Source organism: Williamsia limnetica, from assembly GCF_003217475.1.
Taxonomy (GTDB): Bacteria; Actinomycetota; Actinomycetes; order Mycobacteriales; family Mycobacteriaceae; genus Williamsia; species Williamsia limnetica.
On sequence record NZ_QJSP01000014.1, the window covers coordinates 121,826 to 141,461 of the forward strand.

17 protein-coding genes are annotated in these 19,636 nt (G+C 66.0%); 14 read left to right on the forward strand and 3 right to left on the reverse strand.

Annotated elements, in window-relative coordinates:
• The first annotated feature begins 4 nt into the window (after window positions 1-4).
• From DFR67_RS31195 to smc, 8 genes are all read left to right on the forward strand, one after another.
• Window positions 5-778, forward strand: a complete 774-nt coding sequence (locus DFR67_RS31195; protein WP_084891503.1) for a DivIVA domain-containing protein — start codon at window positions 5-7, stop codon at window positions 776-778.
• Between the two features lie 197 nt (window positions 779-975).
• Window positions 976-1,467, forward strand: coding sequence for a YceD family protein (locus DFR67_RS22175; RefSeq protein WP_110471710.1), 492 nt, complete (start codon window positions 976-978; stop codon window positions 1,465-1,467).
• The gene (gene rnc / locus DFR67_RS22180; protein WP_110471645.1) at window positions 1,464-2,198 is read left to right on the forward strand and encodes a ribonuclease III; all 735 of its coding nucleotides are present in this window, start codon (window positions 1,464-1,466) and stop codon (window positions 2,196-2,198) included. Before DFR67_RS22175 ends, rnc begins: the two co-directional genes overlap by 4 nt.
• The gene (gene mutM, locus DFR67_RS22185; RefSeq protein WP_110471646.1) at window positions 2,191-3,048 is read left to right on the forward strand and encodes a bifunctional DNA-formamidopyrimidine glycosylase/DNA-(apurinic or apyrimidinic site) lyase; all 858 of its coding nucleotides are present in this window, start codon (window positions 2,191-2,193) and stop codon (window positions 3,046-3,048) included. The genes rnc and mutM overlap by 8 nt, the downstream gene beginning before the upstream one ends.
• A gap of 28 nt (window positions 3,049-3,076) precedes the next feature.
• A complete protein-coding gene (locus DFR67_RS22190) occupies window positions 3,077-3,721 on the forward strand; it encodes a nitroreductase family protein (protein ID WP_110471647.1) in 645 nt (214 codons plus the stop codon).
• Window positions 3,722-3,793: 72 nt separating this feature from the next.
• Window positions 3,794-4,240, forward strand: coding sequence for an OsmC family protein (locus DFR67_RS22195; RefSeq protein ID WP_110471648.1), 447 nt, complete (start codon window positions 3,794-3,796; stop codon window positions 4,238-4,240).
• A gap of 4 nt (window positions 4,241-4,244) precedes the next feature.
• A complete protein-coding gene (locus tag DFR67_RS22200) occupies window positions 4,245-4,532 on the forward strand; it encodes an acylphosphatase (protein WP_110471649.1) in 288 nt (95 codons plus the stop codon).
• Window positions 4,533-4,603: 71 nt separating this feature from the next.
• A complete protein-coding gene (gene smc, locus DFR67_RS22205) occupies window positions 4,604-8,224 on the forward strand; it encodes a chromosome segregation protein SMC (protein ID WP_110471650.1) in 3,621 nt (1,206 codons plus the stop codon).
• Window positions 8,225-8,240: 16 nt separating this feature from the next.
• On the opposite strand, the gene DFR67_RS22210 is transcribed toward smc, so the two are convergent.
• From DFR67_RS22210 to egtB, 3 genes are all read right to left on the reverse strand, one after another.
• Window positions 8,241-8,576, reverse strand: coding sequence for an HNH endonuclease (locus DFR67_RS22210; protein ID WP_110471651.1), 336 nt, complete (start codon window positions 8,574-8,576; stop codon window positions 8,241-8,243).
• Between the two features lie 63 nt (window positions 8,577-8,639).
• Window positions 8,640-9,590, reverse strand: coding sequence for an L-histidine N(alpha)-methyltransferase (gene egtD, locus DFR67_RS22215; RefSeq protein ID WP_110471652.1), 951 nt, complete (start codon window positions 9,588-9,590; stop codon window positions 8,640-8,642).
• 2 nt (window positions 9,591-9,592) lie between these two features.
• A complete protein-coding gene (gene egtB / locus DFR67_RS22220) occupies window positions 9,593-10,828 on the reverse strand; it encodes an ergothioneine biosynthesis protein EgtB (protein ID WP_110471653.1) in 1,236 nt (411 codons plus the stop codon).
• 128 nt (window positions 10,829-10,956) lie between these two features.
• On the opposite strand from egtB, the gene ftsY reads away from it, so the two are divergent.
• From ftsY to DFR67_RS22250, 6 genes are all read left to right on the forward strand, one after another.
• Window positions 10,957-12,468, forward strand: a complete 1,512-nt coding sequence (gene ftsY / locus DFR67_RS22225) for a signal recognition particle-docking protein FtsY (protein ID WP_110471711.1) — start codon at window positions 10,957-10,959, stop codon at window positions 12,466-12,468.
• 210 nt (window positions 12,469-12,678) lie between these two features.
• A complete protein-coding gene (locus DFR67_RS22230; protein ID WP_110471654.1) occupies window positions 12,679-14,034 on the forward strand; it encodes an ammonium transporter in 1,356 nt (451 codons plus the stop codon).
• A 51-nt stretch (window positions 14,035-14,085) separates the two neighbouring features.
• Window positions 14,086-14,424, forward strand: a complete 339-nt coding sequence (locus DFR67_RS22235) for a P-II family nitrogen regulator (RefSeq protein ID WP_084838616.1) — start codon at window positions 14,086-14,088, stop codon at window positions 14,422-14,424.
• A 5-nt stretch (window positions 14,425-14,429) separates the two neighbouring features.
• On the forward strand, window positions 14,430-16,961 hold the full coding sequence (locus DFR67_RS22240; RefSeq protein ID WP_110471655.1) for a [protein-PII] uridylyltransferase: 2,532 nt from the start codon (window positions 14,430-14,432) through the stop codon (window positions 16,959-16,961).
• A gap of 4 nt (window positions 16,962-16,965) precedes the next feature.
• Window positions 16,966-18,546 carry a signal recognition particle protein gene (ffh, locus tag DFR67_RS22245; protein ID WP_110471656.1) on the forward strand — a complete coding sequence of 527 codons (1,581 nt, stop codon included), beginning with the start codon at window positions 16,966-16,968 and terminating at the stop codon, window positions 18,544-18,546.
• A gap of 12 nt (window positions 18,547-18,558) precedes the next feature.
• The gene (locus DFR67_RS22250) at window positions 18,559-19,635 is read left to right on the forward strand and encodes an amidohydrolase family protein (protein ID WP_110471712.1); all 1,077 of its coding nucleotides are present in this window, start codon (window positions 18,559-18,561) and stop codon (window positions 19,633-19,635) included.
• Window position 19,636: the final 1 nt, after the last annotated feature.

Genomic DNA, 19,636 nt, shown 5'->3' on the forward strand with positions numbered 1-19,636 from the left:
AGCTGTGTACCGGGTTTTCGAAGCACTGGACGAACTGGGCGCCATCGTCGAAGAAGCGCGCAGTGTTCCGATGACAGCGGGTTGCGTCGTGCCTCGTGGCGACGTCCTCGAACTGCTCGACGACGTCAAGGACGCCATACCTGGTGATCTCGACGACGCGCAGGATGTCCTCGACCAGCGAGACAAGCTGATCGGCGATGCGCGGATGCATGCCGACACCATGGTCGGTGAAGCCACCGCGGAGGCCGACTCGACGCTGGCGCACGCCAGGTCCGAGGCCGATCGCGTGCTGTCGGAGGCGAAATCTGCGGCTGACCGGATGGTCGCCGAGGCGCAGTCGCACTCGGGACAATTGCTGTCCGACGCCACCGCCGAGGCGGAACGAATCGGATCGGCGGCGCATCGCGAGTACGAGTCAGTGACCGGACGGGCGCATGCCGAGGCCGAACGCATGATCGAATCTGGAAATGCGAACTACGAGCGTTCGGTGGCCGAGGGGATCGCTGAGCAGCAACGTCTCGTGTCCGAGACCGAGGTCGTGCAAGCTGCGCGGGCGGAATCGGAGCGGGTCATCGACGCTGCGCATGCCGAATCGGACCGCCTCCGGGGCGAGTGCGACGTCTACGTCGACAACAAGCTTGCTGAGTTCGAGGAGTTGCTGACCGGGACGATCCGTTCGGTCAACCGTGGGCGTCAGCAGCTGCGGACCGGGGCAGGCGTGCACGACTACGCCGAGCACGTCCGGCGCGGTGACTTCGGTACCGGAATGGCCGTCTGACCCGCCTTTACGGCCGCTGCCGCCTCGACCGCCGCCCGGCCACGGGTTGACGCGGTCGCAGATTACGGCCTTCGGAGTTCAGGGGCGTATCGTGGTTCCTTGTGTCGCAGCGCGAAAGCAAACAATCACGCCACGATCGCACCATCGATGGCCCCTTCACCCTGGACATACGAAGTCTGGGACGGCGGGCCGGTTCGATGCGAGAGGTGCATCGTGCCATCACCCCTGCCCCCCGGATCGGATTGGACATGATCGCGATCCCGGCAGGCAGCGACGTGGATCTCGATCTGCGTCTGGAGGCCGTCTCGGAGGGCGTCCTCGTCACCGGCTGTGTCAGCGGGGAGACCGAGGGCCAGTGCGTTCGATGCCTGGAGCCCATCGCAGGTACCGCCAGTGTCTACGTCACCGAGCTGTATGCCTACCCGAACAGCGCAACCGAACAGACGACTGATGCCGAGGACGTGCACCGGATCGTCGATGACAAGATCGATCTCGAACAAGCCGTGGTCGATGCCGTCGCACTCGATCTGCCGAACACCCCGCTGTGCCGCCCGGATTGCCCGGGACTGTGCCCGGAGTGCGGGATCCGGCTGGACGTCGCAGAGGCCGGTCATCATCATGACGTCATCGATCCGCGGTGGGCAGAACTGGCGTCGAAGTTTGCCGAAGAACCCGAGTCGAAAAAGTGACAGACAGCGTCCGTGAGGTGGCCGACGCAGACGTCGATCATGCGGATCTGCTTGCGGCGCTGAATATTTCTTTGTCAGACGAGATGCTGACACTGGCCCTGACACACAGGTCCTACGCGTATGAACATGGCAGGCTGCCCACCAATGAGCGCCTGGAGTTCCTGGGCGACTCGGTGCTCGGCGTTGTGATCACCGAGCAGCTCTACCGCACCCATCCCGATCGCCCGGAGGGCGAACTCGCGAAGATCCGAGCCAGCGTCGTGAACATGCACGCGCTCGCCGCGGTGGCCAAGGGGCTGGGACCCGGCGGACTCGGGGCGCATCTGCGACTCGGCCGTGGCGAGGAGATGACCGGCGGCCGGGACAAGGCGAGCATTCTCGCCGACGGCATGGAGGCACTCATCGGAGCCGTCCACCTCGAACACGGTCTCGAGGCGGCACGGACCACCGTGCTCGCGCTGTTCGAATCGGCGCTCAATCGGTCGGCGGCGCTCGGGGCCGGGCTCGACTGGAAGACATCGCTGCAAGAACTGACCGCCGAGAAGGGCCTCGGCGTTCCGGCGTATCAGATCACCTCGACAGGGCCCGACCACTGCAAGGAGTTCACCGCCACGGTCATGGTGGGGGGCGATTCGCTGGGATCGGGCGTCGGGCGGACCAAGAAAGAAGCCGAACAGATCGCTGCGTCCACCGCGTGGAAAGCGATCTCGGGTTCCGGAGACGATGCCTGAACTGCCTGAGGTGGAGGTGGTTCGCCGCGGCCTCCTCGGACATGTAGTGGGCAAACGGATCGTGGCCGTAGAGGTCCTGCACCCGCGTGCGGTGCGGCGTCAGCTCGGCGGGGCAGCAGATCTGATCGGGCTGCTGGCGGGGGCGACGGTGACGGCCGCTCGGCGACGTGGCAAGTATCTCTGGCTCGAGGCGGATCCGGCGGCGGCCACCGACCCGATCGCCATCCTCGTGCACCTCGGTATGAGCGGGCAGATGCTCGTGCAGCCCGCCGGCGCGGCCGACGAAAAGCACCTTCGCATCCGCGCGACCCTCGACGACGGCACCGAGCTGAGATTCGTCGATCAGCGAACGTTTGGTTCATGGATGGTGGACGACATCGTCGGCTTCGTTCCGGCGTCGATCGCGCACATCGCACTCGACCCCTTCGATCCCGGTTACGACCAGTCGGCTGTGGTCGATCTCCTGCGCAGCAAGCACACCGAGATCAAGCGTGCCCTCCTCGATCAGACGGTGGTGTCCGGCGTAGGGAACATCTACGCCGACGAAGCGTTGTGGCGCAGTCGGATCCACGGTCAGCGACTGACAGACAAGCTGCCGGTCAAGGCGTTGCGAGCAGTGCTCGACAACGCTGCCGCCGTCATGTCCGAGGCCCTCGATCAGGGTGGGACGTCGTTCGACGCCCTGTACGTCAACGTCAACGGCCAATCGGGGTACTTCGAGCGTTCACTCAACGCCTACGGTCGTGAGGACAAACCCTGTCGGCGTTGCGGTGCATTGATGCGACGAGAGCAGTTCATGAATCGCAGTTCTTTCAGTTGCCCCAAGTGTCAGATCCGCCCGCGCTGGTAGCCGCGGTCGCCTCGGGCATGATCGACGCATGACCCTGAACCTGACGCCCGATGAGTTGCTGACAACCACCCGAACCGTGCGCAAGCGACTGGACCTGACCAAACCGGTCCCGATCGAGCTGGTCAAGGAGTGCCTCGAGATCGCACTCCAGGCCCCGTCCGGATCCAACCGTCAAGGCTGGCAGTGGATCGTCGTCACCGACCCGCAGGTGCGCGCGGCGATCGGGAAGATCTATGGCGAACTCGTCGACGAGTACCTCGACTCGAACCAATCGGCAGCAAAGTTGTTCGCCGACGACCCGGACCGCGCGCCGGTGCAGCAGCGGGTGGGAGGCAGTGTCGCGTGGCTCGGAGAACACATGGGTGAGGTACCCGTCCTGGTGATCCCCTGTATCAAGGCGGGCAAGACGCTCCCGGTGGGGAATCAGGCAGGGCTCTGGGGATCGTTGTTGCCCGCTGCCTGGAGTTTTGCCCTCGCCGCACGTGCCCGCGGACTCGGAACCGCATGGACCACCCTGCATCTGCAACGTGAGGCCGAGGTAGCGGAACTACTCGGCATTCCCGCCGGCTTCCATCAGGCTGCGTTGATCCCGACGGCGTTCTACACCGGGGAGACTTTCAAGCGGGCACCGCGCGAATCACTCGACAACCTGCTCCACATCGACCGCTGGTGACCCACGTCGTCGCCCCGCTCGCCGTGAGGATGCCGCGGAATTGCGGGGCGGGGCGAAGTGTTCAATGTTGACATGACCGCAACCGAACCAGCGACCACCGAGCAGCACGCGACAACCGAACTCTGGGTTCAACGAACCGGGAGCAGGCGTTACACCGGGCACAGCAGCCGCGGCGCCGAGGTCCTCATCGGTTCGCAAGATGTCGAGGGGGTCTTCACACCCGGTGAGCTGCTGAAGATCGCTCTCGCGGCATGCACCGGTATGAGCTCGGACAAGCCACTCTCGCGCAGGCTGGGCGACGACTACGACGCCACCGTGCGTGTCAGTGGCGACGCGGACCGCGACAAGGAGGTCTATCCGTCGCTGAGCGAGGTGCTCGAGGTCGACTTGTCCGAGCTGGACCCTGAGGCAGCGAAGCGGTTGCTGGTGGTGGTCGAACGCGCCGTCGACGCGGTGTGCACGGTCGGGCGCACGCTCAAGGCGGGAACCGCCGTCGACCTGCGCATCGACCCGGAGTAGGACCATGGCCCAGCATCCCGCACCCGTCCGGCTGACCGCGTGGGTGCACGGACGTGTCCAGGGCGTCGGATTCCGCTGGTGGACCCGGGCTCGGGCTCTCGAACTGGGCCTGGTCGGCTCCGCCACGAATCAGGCCGACGGCAGGGTGCTGATCGTGGCCGAGGGGCTCAGGGCAAACTGCGACAGCTTGCTGGACCTGCTCGAGCAGGGCCGAAGCCCGGGTCATGTGGACACGGTGGTGTCGGATTGGGGGCCCGCGCGCGGCGGTATGGACGGTTTCGTCGAGCGCTGAACACCCGCGCGCGACGCGCCGGTCACACCGCCCGCCCGAGTCGCCGGGGGTACTGGGTACGCTGAAGCGCTGTGCACCTGAAAAGTCTGACCCTCAAGGGCTTCAAGTCCTTTGCGTCAGCAACCACCCTGCGGTTCGAACCGGGGATCACCTGTGTGGTGGGTCCCAACGGTTCGGGCAAATCGAACGTCGTCGACGCTCTGACCTGGGTGATGGGGGAGCAGGGCGCCAAGGCGTTACGCGGCGGGAAGATGGAGGACGTCATCTTCGCGGGGACGTCCGGCAGGGCACCGCTCGGGCGCGCGGAAGTGACGCTGACCATCGACAACTCCGATGGGGCCCTACCCATCGACTACTCCGAGGTGTCGGTGACGAGGCGGATGTTCCGCGACGGCGCGGGCGAGTACGAGATCAACGGCAGCTCGTGCCGGCTGATGGACGTCCAGGAACTGCTCAGTGACTCGGGAATCGGCCGGGAGATGCATGTCATCGTCGGCCAAGGGCGTCTGGCGGCCATCCTCGAGTCGCGGCCCGAAGAACGCCGGGCCTTCATCGAAGAGGCCGCCGGTGTTCTCAAGCATCGCAAACGCAAAGAAAAAGCAGTCCGCAAGCTCGACGCGATGCAGTCGAATCTGGCGCGCCTTGGTGACCTGACTGCCGAACTGCGCCGTCAACTCAAACCGCTCGGCAGGCAGGCAGAGGTCGCCCGGCGGGCCCAGACGGTCCAGGCCGATCTGCGCGACGCCCGTTTGCGTCTGGCCGCAGACGATCTGGTTATCAGACGCAACGAGCTGGCGGAGCAACGCACCACCGAAGCCGAACTTCGCAGACAGCAAGACGAGCTGGCGCACCGCCTCGACGAGCTGGGCGGGCAGGTCGATGAGAACGAGCAGTACCTGGCGCAGATCGTCCCGGCCGCCAACGACGCCGGTCAGGCCTGGTTCGCGTTGTCGGCATTGACCGAACGGGTCGGGGCGACGTGCCGGATCGCCGGCGAGCGCAGCCGGTACCTCGCCGAACCGGTGCGCAACGACTCCGGACGTGACCCCGACGAGCTCGATCGTCAAGCCGAGGTCGCAGCCGAGGAGGAGTTCATTCTCACCGAGACCGTCGAAGCGACCGCTGAGGCTCTCGACGACGCAAAAACCGCATTGAGCGAACGGGAGCAGGCCGCCGCCGCCGCGCAGCAACAGCACCTTGCTGCCGTACGGGCGGTTGCCGATCGTCGGGAAGGCCTCGCGCGACTCGAGGGACAGGTGAACAATCTCCGAACCAAGGTCGAGTCGATCGATGCCGAGGCGACCCGGCTGGGGGCGGCCATCGACAATGCCGTCGCGAGGGCGACCGAGGCAGGCAACGAGTTCGACGCGGTCCAGGCCACGGTGCCCGCCCTCGACGCCTCGGAGCTCGGGTTGGACGAGCACCACGAACGCAGTGTTGCGGCGTTGAACCAGGCGAACGAACGCGTCGCCGAACTGCAGGCCGCCGAGCGTGCCGCCGAGCAGCGGGTCACTTCGTTGGGTGCGCGGATCGATGCTCTCGCAGTCGGTCTCGAGCGCAAGGACGGCGGCGCCTGGCTGCTGGAGAACCGGGCCGGTGAACTACTGGGGCCGATGTCGTCGCTGTTGCAGGTGCGCAGCGGATACGAGGCCGCGATCGCAGCTGCCATGGGTCCGGCGGCCGACGCAGTGGCCACGGCAGACCTGCCTGCCGCCCGCTCCGCATTGTCCTCGCTGCGGGACAACGAAGGCGGGCGGGCTGCCGTGCTCATCGGTGGCGTCAACCCCTCCGGCCGCGGCTCGGCGGACCTGCCGGCGGGTGCGGACTGGGCGCTCGACGTCGTCGAGGGTCCGGAGGCGCTGCGAGGCGCTCTGGAGTTGTTGCTGGGTTATACCGTTGTGGCAGAAGATGTCTCGACCGCTGAGCAGGTGCTGGCCCACGCCGCAGGTGCGGTCCCGTACCTGGGTGCACTGCGGGTGGTCACCATCGACGGCGATCTGATCGGGGCGGGCTGGCGCAGCGGTGGAACCGGCGCGCGGCCATCCACCATCGAGGTGCAGTCGGCGATCGATTCCGCGCGCGCCGAACTCGCGCAGTCCCAGCGCCGCAGTGAAGAGCTGGTCGCGGCGTTGGCCGGTGCGCTCGCGCAGCAGACCGAACGCCGGGAGACCGCCGAACAGGCGCTCGCCGCGCTGCACGAGTCGGACGCCGAGCTGGGTGCGGTGTACGAGCAGCTGGCCCGGCTCGGGCAGACTGCCCGTGCCGCACAAGAGGAATCGACGAGGCTGATCAACCAGCGGGCGAAGGCGGAAGACGGCCGGAACGAGGCCCTGGCAAAGCTCGCCGAGTTCGAAGAACGACTGCGCCTGGCCCGCGATGACAGCGAAGAAGTGCCCGCTGACGGGGACCTGCCCGACAGTGATCGAGATCGCACGGCGGCTGCCGTCACCGAGGCCCGTTCGGTGGAGATGGAAGCACGCCTCGCCCTGCGCAGCGCGGAGGAGCGGCTGGCGTCGGTGCGGGGCAAGTCCGACTCACTGCGGCGCGCGGCTCGAGCCGAGCGAGAGGCGCGCGAGCGGGCCGAACGCCAAAATCGTGCCCGTCGACGCGCGGCGAGTGTGGCCGAGGTCGTGTTCGAGTGCGGCGGAATGATTGCGACGAGGCTTGAAACAGCTGTGGCGCAGGCGCAATCGCATCGCGACGAACTCGAGCGGGAACGGCGGGTCCGCACCGAGCAACTGGATGTGGCGAAGAAGGCTGCCGCAGAGGTCGGTGCGCAGCTGACCGCACTGCGTGACGCGGTACACCGTGATGAGGTGGCCAAGGCGCAGGTGTCGCTCCGCATCGAACAGCTCGAAGAGCAGATCATGGCGGACTTCTCGATCAGCCCCGACGATCTCGTCGCGGAGTACGGTCCCGACGTGACAATGCCGCCATCCGAACTCGAGATGGCGGAATACGAGCAGGCAAAAGAACGCGGTGAGATGGTGGTCGCGCCGACCCCGATCCCGTACGACCGGGCCACCCAGCAGGCTCGGGCGAAGAAGGCGCAGCGAGATCTCAACACGCTGGGCAAGGTCAACCCGCTTGCGCTGGAAGAGTTCGCCGCGCTCGAGGAGAGATACAACTTCTTGTCGACGCAGCTCGAGGACGTCAAGAAGGCGCGGCAGGATCTCCTGGATGTCGTGCAGGATGTCGACAGCCGAATACTGCAGGTGTTCACGGAGGCCTATGCCGATGTCGAACGTGAGTTCGTCGAGGTGTTCAAGACCTTGTTCCCCGGCGGGGACGGCCGACTCATCCTGACCAACCCGTCCGACATGCTGACCACCGGCATCGACGTCGAGGCGCGACCGCCGGGCAAGAAGGTCAAGCGACTCTCACTGCTGTCCGGCGGCGAGAAGTCGCTCACCGCGGTGGCGATGTTGGTGGCGATCTTCCGCGCCCGGCCGTCTCCGTTCTATGTGATGGATGAGGTCGAGGCCGCCCTCGACGACACCAATCTTCGTCGGCTCATCACGCTGTTCGAGCAACTGAGGGAGAAGTCGCAGCTCATCGTGATCACTCACCAGAAGCCCACGATGGAGGTCGCTGACGCGCTCTACGGCGTGAGCATGCAGGGCGACGGGATCACCACCGTCATCTCGCAGCGCATGCGCGGTCAGGATCTTCCGGCGCCCGCGGCGAGCTAGCCACGCGGCGCGGTGGTCAGTCCGGCGGTTGAGCGAGCCCATCGATGTCCTGCTCGGCCGGGAATCGCGCAGCCATGGCGGATCTGATCGAGACGTACCGCTCGAGGAATGCGCGCTCGTCGAGCTTCTTGCGCCGCATCCACGCCGTCACCTCGTCATTGCATTTGCTGGCGTTGCAGGAACCGCAGGCGGGCGCGATGTTGTCGAGTGTGTAGCGGCCGCCTCGTGAGATCGGCAGGACGCAATCACGTTGCAGCGGTCGGTCGTGCGCACCGCAGTACGCACATCCTTCCCAGGCGGCTTTGAGCTGAGTCCACTGTTCATCGCTGAGATCGTGCTCGACACGGGCCATACGCCGACGACGTTTGCGCGCGTATCTCGTCCGATTGGCGACCACGAGAGGTGAGTCTATTGCTCAGGCGACCTGACTGAGCACAACTGCGAAGTCGTCGGCGTGGTCGGTCCAGCTCTCGAGTTGCTGCAGACCGGACGTACCCAATTCTTCGTGCAACTTCTCGAGAGAGAACTTGGTGCTGATCTCGGTGAGAATTTCAGCGCCCTTTGCCAATTCCCACGAACGTTCGATGGCGCCGAACCGGGCGTGTATATCGCGTCGGGCGCGCAGCCACATCTCGATCCGATGCTCGGGCGGGTTCCAGCGGGCTATGTGGTCGAAGTCGTCGGCGTAGAGCCCGGTTGCGTCGAGTCCGGTTCGAAGTACCTCGATCACGTTGCGGTTGAAATCTGCGGTGACCCCAGCGCGGTCGTTGTAGGCCGCGATCAACCTGCCGGTGTCCTTGATCAGATCTGCCCCGAGCAGAAAGTAGTCCCCGGGTCGCAGTGCTCGGGCGATGCGGCGGTAGAAACCGGCTCGCTCGGTGGGGTCGAGATTGCCGATCGTGCCACCGAGGAAGATGGCCATCCGCGGCCCGGGGTGCTCAGCGAGTTCGAGGTCGGGATCGCCGAAGTCGGCGTGGAGGGGTTGTACCGAGATTTCTGGGAACTCGACCGCCACCTGATCGGCCGCCAGCGTGAGCATTTCTACGCTCACGTCGAGCGGCACATAGGTGAACTCGGTCTTGCGCGCTGCAAAAGCAGCCAGGAGCAGCCGGGTCTTCTCAGACGTACCCGAGCCGAGCTCGATCATGGTCCGGGCATTGGTCTGCGCCACGATGTCTTGTGCACTACGCCGCAAGATCTCGGTCTCTCGGCGGGTCGGGTAGTACTCGGGTAACCGGGTGATCTCGTCGAACAGTTCACTGCCACGTTTGTCGTAAAGCCATTTGGCCGGCAGGACGGGCGGGCTCTGCCACAGACCCGCGACCGCATCGGCGACGAGCAACGGGTCGATCGTCGGCTGTGACATCGTCATCGGGCCAACCGGAGTCCGCCGAAGACCCACCGGGATGCGGCAGGGAAGAAGTTGCGATAGGTGGGCCGTTCGTGGCCGGCGGGGGTCAGCGCACTTGCGCCACGCAATACGTGCTGATCACTCATGAACTTACCGTTGTATTCTCCGACGGCGCCGTGCGCGGGCACGAAACCTGGGTACGGCAGATATGCACTCGAGGTCCACTCCCAGACGTCGCCGATCATCGTCTCACCCGCGACACCGGGGTGACATCGCCCGGGGTCGAGGAGCTGGCCGCGGGTGGCCCCCGTGCGAGCCGCGGCGGTCTCCCATTCGAACTCGGTGGGCAGCCGTGCACCCGACCAGCGGGCGTAGGCATCGGCCTCATAGAAGGACACGTGCACAACGGGTTCGCTCAGGACGACCGGGCGCCGGCCAGACAGTGTGAAGGTCGTCCATGTGCCGTCGTCGAGGCTCCAGTAACCGGGGGCATCCCAGCCGGCCTCGCCGACCTTGTTCCAGCCGTCGGACAACCAGAGCTCACTGCGCCGATATCCGTCGTCGGCCATGAACTCGAGCCACTCGCCGTTGGTCACCTGCCGGTTGGTGAGCTGGAAGTTCTGGAGGTAGACCGAGTGTCCGGGCCCCTCGTTGTCGTAGCTGAATCCGTCCCCATCAGCCCCGACCGTCATGAGCCCGCCGTCGAAGGATTGCCAACGCAGGGGTGCGGCCACCGCGGCCGCGTCGTCCGGGCCTCGCTCGAGGTAGACAGGTGCGAACGGGTGGGTCGACAACAGGTGCTTGATGTCCATGAGCAACAGTTCCTGATGCTGCTGCTCGTGATTGCAACCGAGTTCGACGAGGGTGCGCGCGCGTTCGTCGAGCAGGCCCTCTTCGAGGGCCGTGGTCATCGCCTGGTCGACGTACTCCCGGTATCGGGTGATCTCTTCGACGCCGGGCCGGGTGATGAGGCCGCGATGGGGCCGGGGATGCCGTGCGCCCACCGCCTCGTAGTAGCTGTTGAAGAGATATCGGAAGCTGTCGTCGTAGACCGTGTAGTCCGGGAGATTCCGCAGGATGAACTCTTCGAAGAACCAGGTGACGTGCGCTCGATGCCACTTCGTCGGACTGGCGTCGGTCATCGACTGCGGGACCTGGTCTTCGGGGGAGAGTCGCCCGGTGAGCTCATCGGTGAGGGTGCGGACGTCACGAAATCTGGTGGTGAGTGTGGACTGCTCGACTGTGATGCTCATGCTCGTCTCCTGGAAGATGACCGGCGGGACAGCAGTATGGATGAGGCGTCTGACATCAAACGGTACCCGCTGCTGCGACCAACTCGCCTCTGGCACCGGTGGGGGAGTCGCTCTGGCAGACTGAGGCCGTGAACACCGGTGCCGTCGTCGCGATCGTCGTAGTTGTGGTCTTGTTGCTCGTCGCCCTCGTGGCGACGGGCCTGGTCCTGTCCCGCCGTAGGCGAATCTCGCTGAGCGACAGTGCAGATCGAACGCCGTCGGACGGCACCAGGCAGGTCGACAAGTCGGGTGGCTACAAGGCGGGGAGCGGGTTCTCGTTCACCCAGGGTGCCGGCACGGCCACCGCGGAGCCGCCGAGCAGGGATATGCCCACGATCGAGCGGACCGACACCGATGGGCAACCCGGGGTGGGCGACGACGCGGCGATCCCGCGTGACGCCCCGAAACGAGGCCTGCGCAATGTTCCACTGCCAGAGCCGAAGACAGCAGAGCCCGAGTCTCGCCCACACGCACCCGAGGCGGCGACTCCACCGGTAGAGGCCCCGTCGGCCGAGCCGGAGGTCGTCCCCGATACCCGGCCGGAGGTCGTCCCCGAGCCGGAGGTCGTCCCCGAACCTGAGGTCGCGCCGGAGCCCGAGGTCGTGGCGCCGGAACCGGTCACACCCGAGCCGGTCGCGGAGCCGGACCCGGCGCCGGCGGGCCCGGTGCTCGACGACATCGCGCCGACAGCGGGGCGACTGGGATTGCTGCGAGGCCGGCTGTCCCGGTCACAGAATGCCCTCGGCAAGAGCATGCTGGGGTTGCTCGGGGCCGGCGACCTCGATGAGGACGGCTGGGAAGAGATCGAGGGCACCCTGTTGATGGCGGATCTGGGGACCGCGGTGACAACGGCTGTTGTCGACCGTTTGCGCACCGAACTGGCCGCCTCTCCCGTCCGGACCGCGGAAGAGGTACGTGCGCTGTTGCGCAAGGTACTCATCGCCGAGGTCGGGCCCGACCTCGACCGCGCGATCAAGGCCCTGCCCCATGCGGGCAAGCCGTCGGTGCTGTTGGTCGTCGGGGTCAACGGCACAGGCAAGACCACCACCACCGGCAAACTGGCCCGCGTGCTCGTCGCCGACGGACGCAGGGTGTTGCTCGGCGCCGCGGACACGTTCCGCGCCGCTGCAGCCGATCAGCTGCAGACGTGGGCCGAGCGGGTCGGTGCCGAGGTCGTCCGTGGCAAAGAAGGGGCCGACCCGGCAGCGGTCGCCTTCGACGCCGTCGCACGCGGTATCGATGAGGGCGTCGACGTGGTCATGATCGACACCGCGGGGCGTCTGCACACCAAGACCGGTCTGATGGACGAACTCGGCAAGGTCAAGCGGGTGGTGGAGAAGAAGGCGGCGGTCGATGAGGTGCTGCTCGTCCTCGACGCGACCACCGGGCAGAACGGGCTGGCCCAGGCGAAGGTCTTCGCCGACGTCGTCTCCATCACCGGGGTGGTGCTGACAAAGCTCGACGGCACCGCAAAGGGTGGCATCGTCTTCCACGTCCAACGTGAGCTCGGCGTACCGGTCAAACTCGTGGGTCTGGGCGAGGGTGCCGACGACCTCGCACCCTTCGAACCGGAGGCGTTCGTCGACGCGTTGCTCGGCTGATCTCGTTGCGCCATCGATCGCCTGCGAAACAACAAATGGCCGCACTTCGCGTCATCTGATCAACACCGCTCCTGGCGGTATACACAGATGAAACATGAACTGCCCGCTGGTTCACATGCATGAAACACCACAGCACCAAGAACGAAATCCCTGCCCGCCAATCTCTTTGAAGGCGCCGAGCCGTCGGCGCACTCTAGGAGGTTTCTTACAGTGGTTTTGGCACTGCCAGACGATGCGTTCGCGCCCTACGACGTCGGGGCCACCGCCTGGGTCCTGACGAGCGCCGCACTCGTGCTCTTCATGACTCCGGGACTGGCCTTCTTCTACGGCGGCCTGTCGCGACAGAAGTCCGTCCTCAACATGTTGATGATGTCGTTCGGCTCGCTGGGAGTCGTCAGCATCATCTATGTGTTGTGGGGTTACTCGATGTCGTTCTCCTCGGCTCACACCGGAGACAGTGACATCGCGGGCATCTTCGACAACCCGTTCTCCCTGTTCGGGTTGAACCAGCTGATGGAAACGATCCCGGATCCCGAGAACCCCGACGAGGTCCTCAATGTCATCGGCGGCTTCGGTGACGTCCCGGCCATCGTGTGGGCCGGCTTCCAGTTGACGTTCGCGGTGATCACCGTGGCCCTCATCTCGGGTGCCCTCGCCGAGCGTGTCAAGTACTCGACCTGGCTGGTCTTCACCGGCATCTGGGCGACCCTGGTCTACTTCCCCCTCGCTCACATGGTGTGGGGCGGCGGCCTGCTGTCGAACAACGAGACAAGCTTCGCCTCCTGGATCTTCGGCACCGAAGACGTCGACGGCACGATGGTCGCCAAGGTCGCGCCCATCGACTTCGCCGGCGGCACCGTGGTCCACATCAACGCTGGTATGGCCGCGCTCGTCCTCGTGCTCATCATCGGTAAGCGGGTCGGATACGGCAGGACGGCATACCGCCCGCACAACGTGCCGTTCGTCATGCTCGGTGCCGCGATCCTGTGGTTCGGCTGGTTCGGATTCAACGTCGGTTCCGAAGGCACCGCAGATGCACTGGCCGGTCTGGTCTGGATCAACACCACCGCAGCGACAGCCGCAGGTCTGATCGGATGGCTCGTGGTGGAGAAGATCCGCGACAAGTCCGCCACCGGTGTCGGCGCGGCCTCGGGAATCGTGGCCGGTCTCGTCGCCATCACCCCTGCCTGTGGTGCGCTGACCCCGATCGGTTCGCTGATCCTCGGTGCAGTGGCCGGCGTCATCGCCGCCATCGCGGTCGGGTTCAAGTCCAAGTTCGGCTTCGACGATTCGCTCGACGTCGTCGGTGTCCACCTGGTCGCGGGCCTCTGGGGCACCATCGGCATCGGCTTCCTCGCATCGGAGACCGGCCTGTTCTACGGCGGTGGCGGCAAGCAGCTCGTCGTCCAGGTCGTGATCGCTCTCGTCGCAGTCGCGTTCACCGCGGTCATGACCGCCATCATCGCGTTCGCTCTCAAGCCACTCGGCTGGCGGATCACCGCAGAGGATGAGGACACTGGTATTGATGAGACGGATCACCGCGAAAGCGCGTACGACCTCGTTTAAGTCCTGGAAACTCAATACTCGAACTGTGATCCTCATGGAGGGATGCAACAAATGAAGCTCATTACAGCGATCGTGAAGCCATTCACGCTGGAAGATGTGAAGGCGGGACTCGAGCAGGCCGGCGTCGTCGGCATGACCGTCAGTGAAGTTCAGGGCTACGGCCGTCAGAAGGGCCACACCGAGGTCTACCGCGGTGCGGAGTACTCGGTGGACTTCGTCCCCAAGGTCCGCGTCGAGGTCGTCGTCGACGACGCTGCGGTCGACAAGGTCGTCGATGTGATCGTCGAGGCCGCACGCACCGGCAAGATCGGTGACGGCAAGGTGTGGGTCTCGCCAGTGGAAGCGGTCATCCGGGTACGCACCGGAGAGCGCGGCGGCGACGCGCTGTAAAGACAGTGCCATTCGTACGTGGCGGTCGCGGTCCTGTCTCCGAGGAGCCCTCGGGAGCAGGACCGCAGCCGTCTCACCTGACACCGGCTGCCGCGACGGATCTGGTCACAGCACGCAAACAACTACTACGCCGGACCGACGGCAACAAGCGGGTCGATGCGCCCGCTCTGCGCAGGGTGCTCGTCGACCTACACGACTTCTGGCTCACCACCAAGGCCGCCGAGATCGGTATCAAACCCGGTAGCGGCTTCGCCATCGTCGCCGTCGGGGGACTGGGCAGGCAGGAATTGCTGCCCCACTCCGATCTCGACCTGATCCTGCTGCACGACGAGATGGACCCCGCGGTGGTGGCCGAGATCGCAGACCAGATCTGGTACCCGCTGTGGGATGCGCACATCAAACTCGATCACAGTGTGCGAACCGTGTCGCAGGCACTCCAGGTGGCTGCGACCGACATGACCGCGGCGCTCGGACTGCTCGAGGCCCGCCACATCGCCGGCGACGAGGATCTGTCCAAACTGCTGATCGGTGGGATCCGTCAGCAGTGGCGTACCGACATCCGTTCGCGATTCGGTGGACTGGTCGACCAGGCGCGCGACCGGTGGCGGCGCAGTGGCGACATCGCGCACCGCGCCGAACCCGATCTGAAGTACGGGCGCGGTGGACTGCGCGATGTCCACATGCTCGATGCCCTTGCCGTGGCACAGCTGACCGATGGCATGGCCGCGCTCCGTCCCGATTCTCCCGGTGGTGGGCTCCGGCAGGCCTACACCCGCCTGCTCGACGTGCGCACCGAACTGCACCGGATCACGGGTCGACCGCGCGAGCAACTGCGGGCCCAGGATGCCGACGAGATCGGTGCGGCGCTGCGGATCGGCGACCGGTTCGACCTCGCCCGGACCATCAGCGACAGTGCCCGCACGATCAGCTATGCCGTCGACGTCGGACTGCGCACCTCGTCCAATTCGCTTCCGCGCAAGGGACTTTCGAAACTCCGCCGATCGCCGATACGGCGTCCGCTCGATGAAGGGGTCGTGGAGCACTTCGGCGAGGTCGTCCTCGCGCGTAACGCACTGCCCAGCAAGGATCCGGGTCTGATCCTGCGGGTGGCTGCCGCATCGGCGCGGACCGGACTGCCCATGGCGGCTTCCACGCTGGCGAGACTTGCCGATTACGCACCGGAGCTCCGGGAACCGTGGCCGATCGACGCGCTCAGTGACCTGCTGGTGCTGCTCGGCACCGGTGAACACATGATCGCGCCGATCGAAGCCCTCGACCGAACAGGTCTGTGGGGCAGGTTGATTCCCGAATGGGGCGCGATCAGAGACCTACCACCGCGCGATCCGATCCACACGTGGACAGTCGACCGCCATCTCGTCGAGACCGCCGCCAACGCGGGCTCGATGACGACCAGGGTGTCGCGCCCGGACCTGCTGGTCCTCGGCGCGTTGATCCATGACCTCGGCAAGGGCCGCGGTGCGGACCACAGCGTCGTCGGTGCCGAACTCGCCAACCAGGTGGGAAACCGGATCGGGCTGTGGCCCGAAGACGTCCAGATCCTGTCGAAGATGGTGCGCTACCACCTGCTCCTGCCAGACGTCGCGACCAGACGCGACCTCGATGACCCGGCCACGGTGCAGGGCGTCGTCGACACCCTGGGCGGTTCCCGTGTGCTGCTGGAACTGCTCTCCGCGCTGGCCGAGGCCGACTCGAAGGCAACCGGACCCGGCGTCTGGGGCGATTGGAAGTCCTCACTCATCGGCGAACTGGTGCGCCGGTGTCTGCGACTGATGGACGGCGGCCGGCTGGCCGATCCGGGGCCGCTGACGCCCGAACTGATCGCTCTGGCGGAAGCGGGTGGGGTCAGCGTCGACCTCGTGACGACCGACAACCCACACACCTTCGCGGTGACCATGATCGCGCCCGAACAGTCCGGCCTGCTCTCTCAGATGGCGGGTGTGCTCTCGTTGCGGGGCCTGCGACTGCTCAGCGCATCGGTTCAGTCCCACGCGGGGAGTGCGGTCAACACGTTCCTGGTCTCACCGCTGTTCGGCGAACCGTCCGAGTCAGGACTTCTGCGACAGCAATTGATCCAGGCGTTGGAAGGCAACATCGACGTGATCGCCCGCCTCGACGCCCGTGAGCGGGAGTCGCAGCTGCCCCTCGCGACGGGGCCGGGCGGAGAGAACACCCAGGGACCCGCTGTGCCGGCATTGTTCGCCCAGGCCCCGCCGCGGGTCCTGTGGTTCGACGGTTACGACGACGACAGCGTGATCTTGGAACTGCGCGCGGGCGATCGCATCGGTCTGCTCGCCCGGGTCAGCGCGGTACTCGAACAGCATCGTGTCTTCATCACGTGGGCCAAGGTCTCCACACTGGGCGGATCGGTGGTCGACTCCTTCTGCGTCCGGCTGCCGGGGGACGGTCCGCAGACGCGCGACCAGCTCGAAGAGGCGATCCTGGCGGTCGTCCCACCCCCCGCGCCGCCCCGGGAACCAGAGGAGGACACCGGTAAATCCGGCGTCCCGATAGGCTAGGGGAATGTTCGACTCCCTTTCAGGCCGGTTGGCCGGTGTCCTGACCGATCTGCGCGGCAAGGGCAAGCTGTCCGATGCCGACATCGACCGCACCTGCCGCGAGATCCGTCTCGCCCTACTCGAGGCCGACGTCTCCCTGACCGTCGTCCGAGGTTTCATCGCAAGGATCAAGGAACGTGCCAAAGGCGCTGAGGTCTCGGGGGCCCTCAACCCTGCGCAGCAGGTCGTCAAGATCGTCAACGAGGAGCTCGTCGGGATCCTCGGCGGCGAGACGCGGCGTATCCAATTCGCGAAGACGCCGCCGACGGTCATCATGCTCGCCGGCCTTCAAGGTGCCGGTAAGACGACGCTCGCCGGCAAGCTCGCCGCCTGGCTGAAGAAGCAGGGCCACACCCCGATCCTGGTGGCGTGCGACCTGCAGCGACCGGGTGCGGTCAGTCAGCTGCAGATCGTCGGTGAGCGGGCCGGTGTCCCGGTGTTCGCGCCGAACCCGGGAACAAGCATCGGCGGCACCGGTGAGCTCGGCGTCTCGGGTTCCGCGGGCGCGGGCAGTCTCACCGAACCCATCGAGGTCGCGAGATCCGGTGTGGCCGAGGCGAGGTCCAAGCAGCACGACGTCGTCATCGTGGACACCGCTGGTCGCCTCGGTATCGATGAAGAGCTCATGGCGCAGGCGAAGGGCATCCGCGACGCGGTGGAACCCGACGAGGTGCTCTTCGTCCTCGACGCGATGATCGGCCAGGACGCCGTGGCGACGGCGGAGGCTTTCGCGCAGGGTGTCGATTTCACCGGTGTCGTGCTGACCAAGCTCGACGGCGACGCCCGCGGTGGTGCCGCGCTCTCGGTGCGCGAGATCACAGGTCGCCCCATCATGTTCGCGTCCACGGGCGAGAAGCTCGAGGATTTCGACGTCTTCCACCCCGATCGGATGTCGAGTCGCATCCTCGGCATGGGAGACGTGCTGAGCCTGATCGAGCAGGCCGAAACCCACTGGGACGTCCAGCAGGCCGAGGCCGCGGCCAACAAGATCACTCAGGGCGAGCTCACCCTGGAGGATTTTCTCGAGCAGATGCTGATGATCCGTAAAATGGGTCCGATCGGGAACCTGTTGGGTATGTTGCCGGGCGCAGCGGGGATGAAGGACGCCCTGTCGCAGGTCGACGACAAACAGCTCGACAAGGTGCAGGCGATCATCCGTGGCATGACCCCGGCCGAGCGCGAGAACCCGAAGATCATCAACGGGTCGCGCCGTGCCCGCATCGCGAACGGTTCCGGCGTGACCGTCAGCGACGTCAATCAGCTCGTCGACCGTTTCTTCGATGCGCGGAAGATGATGTCTCAGATGGCAGGCCGGATGGGTATGCCGGGTGCCCGCAAGAACAATCGCAAAAAAGGCGGCAAGAAGGGCAAGAAGGGTGGGCGCGGGCCCACGCCTCCGAAGGTGCGGGGCGGTTTCCCCGGAATGCCGGGCGGTATGCCGGCGGGCTTCCCCGACCTGTCGAACATGCCTGCCGGTCTCGATCAGATTCCGCCGGGGCTCGAGGGTATCGACGTCAGCCAGTTCCAGCGCCCCAAGAAGAAGTAGGCAGTGAGCTCGATGAGTCTGTCGCAGCTTCACTTTCGTGGGTTCGCGGTCGGCTCGGGTGACCCCGTCGAGTTCTGGGTGAATGACGGCGTCATCACCTTCGAGCGGATAGCGGGCGCCGAGACCGTCACCGACGGCGGGTGGATCATGCCGGGGTTGGTCGATGCGCACAACCACGTCGGCATCGCTCCCGGGCTCGGGGTCACGATCGAGCAGGCCAGGGCGTTCGCCAGGCAGGATCTGCAGGCCGGTGCGACGTTGATCCGTGAGGTCGGGTCACCGGTCGACACCCATCCGCTCGACGACGATGTGGCAGGGCCGCGGTTCATCCGCGCCGGCAAGCACATCGCCCGTCCGAAGCGGTACATCCGCGACTACGGCGTCGACCTGGACGAGCCGGCCGAGTTGCCCGCCGAGGTGGCGCGGCAGGCCGAGGCCGGTGACGGCTGGGTCAAGTTGGTCGGGGACTGGATCGACAGGGATACCGGTGATCTGGCGCCTCTGTGGCCGGAGAACGTTCTCCGGGAGGCGATCTCGGTCGCCCACAAGCTCGGTGTCAAGGTGACCGCACACGTTTTCGGCACGGAGGCGCTCTACGGCCTGATCAATGCCGGAGTCGACTGCATCGAGCACGGAACCGGTCTGAACGACGAACTCATCGCGACCATGGCCGCGCAGCGAATCGGGTTGGTGCCGACGCTGATCCAGGTCGAGAACTTTCCCTCCATCGCCGATGGCGCCGATCGCTTCCCGGTCTACCAGCAGCACATGCGCAAGCTGTACGCCGACGCCCCGGGCACGTTCGCGGCTGCGAATGAGGCCGGAGTGGACATCTATGCCGGGACGGACGCAGGTGGATTCGTCGAGCACGGCCGCATTGTCGACGAGGTTGTCGCCCTCGCCGGAATCGGGCTGAGTCCGGGACAGGCACTCGATGCGGCCTGTGGCGCAGCCCGGGAGTGGCTGGGGGCCGGTGGGCTCGGCGACGGCGACCGCGCGGACGTGCTGGTGTTGCGCGGCGATCCGGCACAAGACCTGTCTGTACTGCGGTCGCCGGATTCGATCGTGTGCGGTGGCCACCTGGTCTGAC